Annotated in this window: 9 protein-coding genes; 3 read left to right on the top strand and 6 right to left on the bottom strand. The window is 66.5% G+C overall.

Annotated features, from left to right (window positions below):
• From QOC69_RS32720 to QOC69_RS32710, 3 genes are all read right to left on the bottom strand, one after another.
• Nucleotides 1-1,111: CocE/NonD family hydrolase (locus tag QOC69_RS32720; RefSeq protein ID WP_526446646.1), on the bottom strand; the 1,111-nt coding region annotated here is incomplete at its 3' end.
• Nucleotides 1,112-1,284: 173 nt separating this feature from the next.
• The gene (locus QOC69_RS32715) at nt 1,285-1,425 is read right to left on the bottom strand and encodes a hypothetical protein (RefSeq protein ID WP_526446645.1); all 141 of its coding nucleotides are present in this window, start codon (nt 1,423-1,425) and stop codon (nt 1,285-1,287) included.
• A gap of 88 nt (nt 1,426-1,513) precedes the next feature.
• Nucleotides 1,514-2,257, bottom strand: a complete 744-nt coding sequence (locus QOC69_RS32710; protein ID WP_526446644.1) for an SDR family oxidoreductase — start codon at nt 2,255-2,257, stop codon at nt 1,514-1,516.
• A gap of 163 nt (nt 2,258-2,420) precedes the next feature.
• Here QOC69_RS32710 and QOC69_RS32705 point away from each other — a divergent pair, with 163 nt between their 5' ends.
• Nucleotides 2,421-4,085 carry an ABC-F family ATP-binding cassette domain-containing protein gene (locus QOC69_RS32705; RefSeq protein WP_526446643.1) on the top strand — a complete coding sequence of 555 codons (1,665 nt, stop codon included), beginning with the start codon at nt 2,421-2,423 and terminating at the stop codon, nt 4,083-4,085.
• A gap of 11 nt (nt 4,086-4,096) precedes the next feature.
• Here QOC69_RS32705 and QOC69_RS32700 read toward each other — a convergent pair whose 3' ends face one another.
• Nucleotides 4,097-4,714 (bottom strand): TetR/AcrR family transcriptional regulator, encoded by a 618-nt coding sequence (locus QOC69_RS32700; protein WP_526446642.1) that lies wholly within the window; start codon nt 4,712-4,714, stop codon nt 4,097-4,099.
• A 107-nt stretch (nt 4,715-4,821) separates the two neighbouring features.
• Here QOC69_RS32700 and QOC69_RS32695 point away from each other — a divergent pair, with 107 nt between their 5' ends.
• The gene (locus tag QOC69_RS32695) at nt 4,822-6,135 is read left to right on the top strand and encodes a glycosyltransferase (protein ID WP_526446641.1); all 1,314 of its coding nucleotides are present in this window, start codon (nt 4,822-4,824) and stop codon (nt 6,133-6,135) included.
• A gap of 141 nt (nt 6,136-6,276) precedes the next feature.
• Nucleotides 6,277-6,987, top strand: coding sequence for a hypothetical protein (locus tag QOC69_RS32690; protein ID WP_526446640.1), 711 nt, complete (start codon nt 6,277-6,279; stop codon nt 6,985-6,987).
• A 147-nt stretch (nt 6,988-7,134) separates the two neighbouring features.
• On the opposite strand, the gene QOC69_RS32685 is transcribed toward QOC69_RS32690, so the two are convergent.
• Together QOC69_RS32685 and QOC69_RS32680 are read right to left on the bottom strand one after the other, a co-directional pair.
• On the bottom strand, nt 7,135-7,335 hold the full coding sequence (locus tag QOC69_RS32685; RefSeq protein ID WP_526446639.1) for a hypothetical protein: 201 nt from the start codon (nt 7,333-7,335) through the stop codon (nt 7,135-7,137).
• A 306-nt stretch (nt 7,336-7,641) separates the two neighbouring features.
• Nucleotides 7,642-8,760, bottom strand: a complete 1,119-nt coding sequence (locus tag QOC69_RS32680) for a glycoside hydrolase family 6 protein (protein ID WP_526446638.1) — start codon at nt 8,758-8,760, stop codon at nt 7,642-7,644.
• Nucleotides 8,761-8,859: the final 99 nt, after the last annotated feature.

The raw sequence follows: 8,859 nt of genomic DNA, 5'->3' as shown, positions 1-8,859 counted from the left end.
ACGATAAACGGAAGCGGGTGGGCGTCGCGTCGGGGAACGGGTAGTCGCCGGTGCGGAACCATCGAGTGCTGCCGATGGGCTGGACCACCACCGGCGGTCCTGACATCGCGGCGGCGGGCTCGTCCTTGAGCCACTGGTCGAACCAGCGCAACTGCAGCGCGTTGAGGTGCAGTCCGTCGAAGTCCGACACGTGATACCAGGGACCCATCAGCAGCCGGAAGCGGTCCGACACCTGCTGGCCGGGCTCCATCGGCGCGTCGACGGGCCGACCGGCGGCCGCGTTCTGCAGTCCGGCGTAGTTCAGCGGGGCGCCGCGCTGGAAGGCGTCGTGCCAGCCGCCGACGAGGAAGACCGCCACGCCGTTGGCCACGATGTTCGGCAGGACCGTGCCCGGCCGCATGTTGTCCCAGAACGGTCCGTCGAACGCGGGCTCCCCGCCGCGGGCGGCCTCGGCGGCGAGGGTGCGGAAGTACTGGCGTTGGGCACGGCCCCGTCGCCGCACCTCGGCGACTCCGCCTGCGCGGGGCCGGGGGTGGCCGCCGCGGGACGCGAACTCCAGCGTCGGGTTGACGAGGTTGAGCAGCGAGTAGGTCGCGCCGTACGCCCGCACCGTGCGCATGTGTGGGATGCCGCCCATGGTCGTGGCATCGCGGTAGAAGTCGTTTGCGGCCATCACGGGGAAGATGGCCTTCAGCGGTGAGTCGGGCCCGACGGCGGCCGCGGTGAAGAGCTGGTTGATCGCCAGGTAGGAGATGCCGAACATGCCGACGCGTCCGTTGGAGTTCGGCAGCGTCGACGCCCACGCGACCAGGTCAACGCCGTCCTGGGCCTGCTCGGGCCCGAACATCTCGAACGAGCCGCCGGAGGCACCCGTGCCGCGCACGTCGACCATCGCCTCGATGTAGCCGCGCCGGATCAGGTACGGGGTCGCCCCACCACCGATCTGCGCGGCCGGTGGTGGCGCCTTCTTCCCGTACGGCGTCACGGACAGCAGCACCGGGAATGGACCGGTGGCCGGTTGTCCGGTCGCCGGCTCGGTCGGGTAGTGGATGTCGGCGCGCAACACGACGCCGTCGCTCATCGGCACTGCGACGTTGTGCCGCACCCCGATCCCGTATCGGGCCGGCGCGGCGTCAAAGGCCGGCGTCAGCGGCGAAGAACTGGTCCGCCGTGGAGTGCGCTTGGTCGTCGAGCGGGCGACCGAGCGAGGCAAACGCAGTTTCATCCCCCGACGGTATGACGTGGCCGTCGGCGTAGCGGAAGGCGGGTACGGGGCCAGCACCGCTAGGGAGCGGGTTTGAAGTCGATGACATCCCATGCCAGCGGCAGCTGGTTCGTGCGTTGATTGGGCATCACCTTTTCTGGCACGAAGCGCTCGCCGTCGAGCGTGCCGGCGAGGGTGAATTCGTCGATCTCGAATGGCACGTTGTCGATGGAGAGCGGAAGTGGCCACTCGACGAGGTGCAGCGGCGCATCACGACGTCGGAGGTGCCGCGGTGACCGCTGATCCTCGTCAGGCGGCGGTCATGACGTAGTCGGCCCCGCCGACGTAGACGATCCCCTGGGGGCTCGGGGAATCGGCGGCGCTGACGATGGCTGCGGCGAACTCGTTGACGGTCGGCAGAGTCCCCTGTGCGCGGCGAGCATCCACTTCGTCCGGATCGCGTCGTTGCAGAAGCCTGACGATGATGGTCCCGTCAATCATGTCCCCGGAGACAACGGTGAGGTGTACACCGGCTCGACTGAACACGGAACGCATTGCGTAGAGGGCGGTTTCGCCGGCGCGCTTGCTTGCGGCGACCGCAGAATAGCCCTTCGGTACCGCCTTGTTCGGAAAGAAGTGGGCCTGGTGACTGGTAACGAAGACGATGCGTCCGTCGGTGGGCATCAGAGGCACCGCCAGCTGTGCGAGATGTCGCTGAGCGTCGCGATTGAGGCGCATTGCGTAGCCGGGGTCGGCGCCCGGTTCGAGGCCACCTGAAGCGTTCAGAATGAGGGCATCCAAGCGCCCGAAGCGCGACCTGACGGAGTCGATCATCGCCGTTGCGTCGGCTTCATTGGAGATGTCGGCGCCCATCGTCGACGCGTGGCCGCCTGCATCGCCGATGGCCGCGGCGATGGAGTTCGCCCGGTTGGCCTTCTCGCGATAGTTCACGATGACGTGCGTGTCGGGGTCGGCGAATTGCCGTGCGACTTCCGCGCCGATGCCCCTCGATCCGCCGGTTACCAAGACGATTCGTGTCGGTCCGTTGTGCATGTGCGGTTCCTTCCGTCACTGGTGATCACCGAGTGATGGAAGCAACCGTACACCGAAAATAAGGAACATAAGAGAAAAGTAAGGTCACATTAAGGCGTCGCCGCGCCGGCGGCGCCCACCGCACGCGCCGTCGGTGATGGCCACGTGGTGCGACGATGGGCCCATGACCGCAACGCTCGTCGCGAAGGATGTGGCCGGCGGATTCGCCCATCGCACCCTGTTCGAAGGTCTCGACGTGACCGTGGCACCGGGCGACGTGATCGGAGTGGTCGGCGCCAATGGCGCTGGCAAGAGCACGCTCCTGCGGATACTGGCCGGGAACCTCGAACCGCTCGACGGTGTCGTCAGCATCGCGCCCCCGGACGCGTTCGTCGGGTGGCTGCCGCAAGAGCACGAGCGCGTGCCAGGGGAAACCGTCGCCGCCTACATCGCGCGCCGTACGGGATGCACCGAAGCGACGCAGGCCATGGAAGCGGCGGCCGCCGCACTGGCGGATCCGGATCAAGATCCTGCGAATGGCGATCCGGCGGCCGACTACTCAGCTGCGCTCGATCACTGGCTCGCTGCCGGCGCGGCAGACCTCGACGAGCGGTTGCCGGCGGTGCTGGCCGATTTGGGGCTCGACTCCGATGTGGTGCGGCCCGAGTCCACGCCGATGACCTCGTTGTCGGGTGGTCAAGCGGCGCGGGTGGGACTGGCGGCGTTGGTGCTGTCGCGATTCGACATCGTGCTGCTCGATGAGCCGACGAACGATCTCGACCTCGACGGTCTCGCCCGGCTGGAGCACTTCGTCCAGGATCTTCGGGGTGGTGTCGTGCTCGTCAGTCACGACCGGGAGTTCTTGGCCCGCACCGTGACCCGTGTTCTCGAACTGGACCTCGCGCAGAACACCACCACCGTCTTCGGCGGCGGGTATGAGAGTTATCTGGAAGAGCGCGAAGTCGGTCGCGGACACCGGCGCGAACAATATGACGAGTTCGCCGACAAGAAGGCCGACCTCGTGGCGCGGGCACGCACTCAGCGGGAATGGTCGAGTCAAGGTGTCCGCAACGCCATGCGCAAGGCTCCCGACAACGACAAGAACCGGCGACGTGCGGCCACCGAGTCCAGCGAGAAGCAAGCGCAGAAGGTGCGTCAGATGGAGAGCCGGATCGCCCGCCTCGAGGAAGTCGTCGAACCCCGCAAGGAATGGAGCCTCGAGTTCACCATCGGAGCCGCGCCGCGGTCGAGTTCGGTTGTTGCAACCCTCGACAATGCCGTTGTGCGGCAGGGCGATTTCGTCCTCGGCCCGGTGTCGTTACAGGTCGATGCCCGCGAGCGGATCGGTATCACGGGCCCCAACGGGGCGGGAAAGTCGACATTGTTGCGGCTGCTCCTCGGTCGCCAGCGGCCGGATGAGGGCCGCGCGAGTCTGGGCGCCAACGTGGCCATCGGCGAGATCGACCAGGCGCGTGCTGATTTCACGGGTGCCGGGCGACTCATCGATCGCTTCGAGCAGCGGGTGCCGTCATGGTCGACCGCCGACGTGCGAACCCTGCTCGCGAAGTTCGGGTTGCGCGCCGACCACGTGGAACGTCCGGTTGACGAACTCTCGCCCGGTGAACGAACCCGCGCAGGCCTTGCGTTGTTGCAGGCCCGAGGCACCAACGTGCTGGTTCTCGACGAGCCGACGAACCATCTCGACCTCGCCGCCATCGAGCAGCTCGAGCAGGCGCTCGAGACCTATGACGGTGCATTGTTGTTGGTGACGCATGACCGCCGGATGTTGCAGAACGTTCGGTTGGATCGCTCATGGCTGGTCGACAACGGCCGGGTAGCAGATCTGTAGCCGGGGAGCCATCAATTCGGTTGCGGTCGAACGTAAACCGTCTCCTCCAGCATCCGCCGGAGCCATGTACGGTAAGCGGCAACGCTCCATCCTTCGCCGTGGACGATCCGCAGGTAGGTTTCAGGGCCGCCGAGGACTGCGATCGTTTGGACGACCTCGTCGAACGGAACGTCACCACGAACCCATCCGCGGTCGCGAAGGACGCCGAGGAGCCGCCGGAGCTGTGCGTTGACGCCTGCGATGAAGTCCGTCTGGTACCGCTCCAATTCGGGATCGGAGCCCGCGCCGCCGAAGAGCGCTTGAGCGAGGAGTGCGGTCCGCTCGTGCAGGTCCGCCTGGGTCGCCACGAAGAAGTCGACTGCCTCCGCGTAGTCCTCGATGGCAAGGAACTCGCGGCCGGCGTCCAGATTCAGAACGTTCTCCTCACCTGCGACGCCGAACGCGGCGTGTTCGATGGTGGCGATGAGGAGTGCCGCCTTGGGTCCCTGGCCCTGAACGGTTTCGGGAGAGACACCGGCCGCGGCGGCGATCTTCGCCAGGGTGGTTCGCGCGTAACCCTCGGCGCCGAACAAGTCCGCCGCCGCCTCGAGGACCCGCGACCGCGTCTGCTCCGCCTGCTGCTGGCGCAATTCCGATCGGTACGCCCGCGACGACCTCTTCGATATTGACTGCGGTGGCATAGTAATGAATACTATCAGAACGTAGTCAAGGCGAAAGGCGAGCCTCGGGGGCCTACATGGCATCGATCATCATCGCCAGCATCCCAGTGCACGGCCATGTCACACCGCTGTTGACGGTCGCCAAGAGCCTCGTCGAACGTGGCGACGACGTGCGGTTCGTCACCGGCTCACGATTCGCCGACAAGGTCTCCGCTACCGGCGCTTCGTTCGTGCCGTTACCAGCCGAGGCCGACTACGACGACCGGTCACGCCTCGCGACCTTTCCCGAGCGCGCCAAGTTGAAGGGCGTCAAAGCGATGGCGTTCGACTTCGAACACGTCTTCGCCCGGCCGGCCAAGGCGCAGCACGAGGCGCTCATGGCCATGCTTGCGGCCCGCCCCACAGACGCCGTGCTCGCCGAGCCGGCATTCCTCGGCGCCGCATTCCTGCTCGCACGCCAGCGCCCGGCGCGTCCGCCCGTCGTTATGTGCGGGGTCGCCCCACTGTGCGTCGACAGCGTCGATACCGCCCCGTTCGGATCGGGGCTGCCGCCCGCCCGCGTGCTCAACCGCGGACGCAATGCCGCGATTGCCGCCGTGCAGCGTCGAATGCTCCGGCGGCCATACCAGCTCATCGACGATCTCCACCGGGAGGTGCACGGCTCGGTGATGCCGTTCACATTCACCAACTGGGGCCGTCGGGCCGACGCGCTCGTGCAGTTCACCGTGCCCTCGTTCGAATACCCCCTGTCCGACGTGCCCGCAGGGCTTCACTTCGTCGGGCCGCTGTCCGCAGCGGGCTCGCAGGCTCCCCTACCGCCGTGGTGGGCCGATCTGGACGGGAGCCGACCCGTCGTCCACGTCACCCAGGGCACGCTTGCCAACGTCGACTACGGACAAGCCATCGCACCGACGTTGCGCGCGCTGGCCGAGGAAGACGTTCTGGTCGTGGTCGCGACGGGCGGTCGCCCATTGGACACGCTGCCACCGCTGCCCGTAAACGCCCGCGCGGCGGCGTACCTACCGTATGACGAATTACTATCGCGCACCGCGGTTTACGTGACCAACGGCGGTTACGGCGGCGTTCAGTATGCGCTGCGCTACGGCGTGCCGATCGTGGCCACCGGCGGCAAGGAAGACAAACCCGAGGTAGGCGCTCGCGTCGCGTGGTCCGGAGTCGGGCGGCGAATCAGAAGCGAACGACCTACGCCGCGCGCGTTGCGCCGCGACATTCTCGCCGTGCTCAATCAACCGCACTACCGCCAGGCCAGCCGACGCGTGGCCGCCGACATGTCTGGCGCCTCCGGCTTCGCCGGTCTGGCCGACATCGTCGATCGATTGGCCGCCAACCCGAGGAGATCAGCACCCGAGGACACCGTGACGCCTCGATGAGCCGGCGAACCGTCGACCTGGCCGCCATCGAGCAGCTACCGAATGAAGCGTCTGTCAAGGATACGTAAGTTTTCGGGCAGTCTGTGTCAAGAGTGTGTGCGAGTCCGGCCGTCGGGTCGGGCTGCGCGTACATCTGGATTCATGACACCTGCTCTTGATACCCCGAACCATCCTCCGCAACTGCGTGACTCGATTCAGCTCACGCGCCGCGTCATCGCCGGCGCCGGATACGGCGTGCCCGCTTCCGCGCTGAACGACCATGCGTTGGCGACCTGGGTTCGGGAGCAGGGCCTCACGGTCACCGCCCACGACGATGATGACCTGGACTTGTTGCAGTACAACCGCATTCGGTCCAGCCAGATCGTGTTCCGGTGCGGCCCGACGACCGCGTGGATGCGCCGGGCGGTGAACCTCGGCGTCTTTCGCTTCATCGTGCACACGGAACAACAAATCGCCCGTTTGGGCGAGTGCGCCCAGCGAACGCTCTACGTCTACCTCGACGATCGCTCACCGCTGGTGCTTGGGGCCCGCCGATTGAAGGTCGTCGGGCTGCACAGCGACGTGGACGATTCCGGAGGCGCATTGGAATGGGCGTCGGCGGCCGATCGGCTGCTGTGCCGGTCGGCGCTGTTGAAGACGTGCGGATCGCCGACGCATCGCATCATGCTCAGCGGTGGATCGACGGAGATTTGGTTGAACGACCAAGCGCCGCAATTGACGGCGATAGTCAATGCCGTCGACGATGCGTTGACTGACGGATGCCAACGGTGGCAGTTGGCACGGCCCGCTGTGACATTGGCGCCGGCGGCCGAGACGAGCAGGGTGTTGGTCGGGTCCACGCCATCTGCGTGATCTTCGGGGACCAGATCCACCCCGACGAGTTCGAATCGGTCCCAGAATTAGTCGACGAGGTGCAGTTGCCCATCACCACACTGGAAGTGCCTCGTGGCTCATCGGCCGGCTGCCGAGTCGCGCATCAACAACCGCGGTTTGGACTCGTCAAGAGCAGAGGTCGCGCGCGCGGCCGAAGATTCCGTCCAGACTCCGCCCATTGGTCTTAACAAGTTGTTTTTCGCCGTTGATCTCGACGTAGCCGACGGGGCCGTCGGGAACAATCTCGTCAATGTTCGGGAAGCCGCCGAATCGAATCGCCGTGGCGATCAACCCGTACTCCACTCCGCCGGCCGTGAACGTCACCATGCTGTCCTCGGCGTAGCACTTCAACACCCCCATCGGAACAGTGAATGGCCACTCTCCGTCTGCCGACGTCGCTTCAGTTAGTGGAGCGCCTACAGAAGTGGGTGTTAGACGGGGCGGGGACGCTGGCACGTCCTCACGTCCGGTGCAGCCCACGACAGTCAGACCTGTCACGAAGATGGCCAAGGCCACACGTGCGGCTCCCACGCATCGACGATAGCTATCTAGGCAGGTGGCTGGAAGGTACTCGCCGTGCTGACCTATCTGCGCGGTTAGCTCCCCGGTTCCCGGCGGAGGGTCGGCATGTCCCTACTGGCCCGCGTTCCGGGCCAGGTCGATGGCGCTCTGGTTCATGAACCGCCCCGGTCCGGGATCCCCGCGGCCGCACGAGCCGTCGGATTCACCGGGACGCTTGACCCACAGGTACGCATCGACGTTCGGGCTCGCGGTGGCCGTGGTGGGCGGGGTGCCCAGCGCCCGTCCACTCGGATTGCACCAGTACATGGAGCCGTCCGCTGGTCCGGTGCCGTTGCGCGACGTGTCGATCACGTAGTGCGAACCGTTGGTGAGGCCCGAAATCGCGTCGCCGTACCCGATTTCCTCGTCGGTGGCGAAGAAGTTCGCGGTGTTGAGGCTGAATCCCCGTGCCTTGCCCACACCGACGTCGTTGAGTCTGGCGGCCATGTCGCCTGCGCTCACCCAGCGCGAGTGGCCACCGTCGACGTACAGGGCCGTGGCCGGATTGCGGGTCAGCGTGTCGACGGCGTAACGCATCAAGTCGAAGCGTTCCTGGCGCTGGCCTGCCGACAGACAGTCGGCCATGGCGAGCGCGTCGGGTTCGAGGATGATCGCCGCCGGTCCGGAGCCAACGGCGGCCGCGACGCCGTCGATCCACCCTCGGTAGGCATCGGCCGACCCGAACCCGCCGGCGGCGAAGCTCCCGCAGTCGCGGTGCGGGATTCCATAAAGCGCCAACACCGGCATGGTGCCGGCTGCCTGTGCGTCGGCGATGTACTTCGCGTCCACGGCGGGAGTAGATGCCTGGTCCATCCAGTACGCCTGCGGCGTGTTGGCGATGGCGGTCAACTCGGGACTCGGCGGGTTGGTGCCCTGCGCGGCGCGCATGGCTGCCGAGTTGGGATTGACGTACAGCGCCTGTCCGGCCAGCGGGTTCACCGTATCCGCCAGGCGCACCGCCGGGGCGGGACCGGGGTGCGCCAGTAAGACCGAACTACCCATGCCGGCGACGGCCGCAACCGCCAGGAAAGGGGAGATCCACCGAGCGACTGCACCAACGGCTGAGGACGTCACCCCGAGAAAATAATGCCCCAACGCAATAAGCACCAATCGCCGACGGCGGTAGCCCGTCGACGGATACGGCACCAGTCGGACTGACCTTACCGGAGGCACCGCCTCCGCTTGCGGCATACTGAACCGGAGAGTTATGCTCCGCTTTCAGGAAACGAGGACACCATGGCGATGGACACCGATGGTGCATCGAGGCGTGGCGGCCAACGAAGAAGGCGG

Source organism: Mycobacterium sp. (assembly GCF_032162105.1).
Taxonomy (GTDB): Bacteria; Actinomycetota; Actinomycetes; order Mycobacteriales; family Mycobacteriaceae; genus Mycobacterium.
Note: the sequence above shows the minus strand (reverse complement) of the source record. Positions and strands in the feature narration are given on the sequence as shown.

What these genes read in the sequence shown, in the direction of transcription:
- QOC69_RS32710 (WP_526446644.1), bottom strand. Translation starts at nt 2,257, where the DNA reads ATGCACAACGGACCGACACGAATCGTCTTGGTAACCGGCGGATCGAGG.
- QOC69_RS32705 (WP_526446643.1), top strand. Translation starts at nt 2,421, where the DNA reads ATGACCGCAACGCTCGTCGCGAAGGATGTGGCCGGCGGATTCGCCCAT.
- QOC69_RS32695 (WP_526446641.1), top strand. Translation starts at nt 4,822, where the DNA reads ATGGCATCGATCATCATCGCCAGCATCCCAGTGCACGGCCATGTCACA.
- QOC69_RS32690 (WP_526446640.1), top strand. Translation starts at nt 6,277, where the DNA reads ATGACACCTGCTCTTGATACCCCGAACCATCCTCCGCAACTGCGTGAC.
- QOC69_RS32685 (WP_526446639.1), bottom strand. Translation starts at nt 7,335, where the DNA reads ATGGTGACGTTCACGGCCGGCGGAGTGGAGTACGGGTTGATCGCCACG.
- QOC69_RS32680 (WP_526446638.1), bottom strand. Translation starts at nt 8,760, where the DNA reads ATGCCGCAAGCGGAGGCGGTGCCTCCGGTAAGGTCAGTCCGACTGGTG.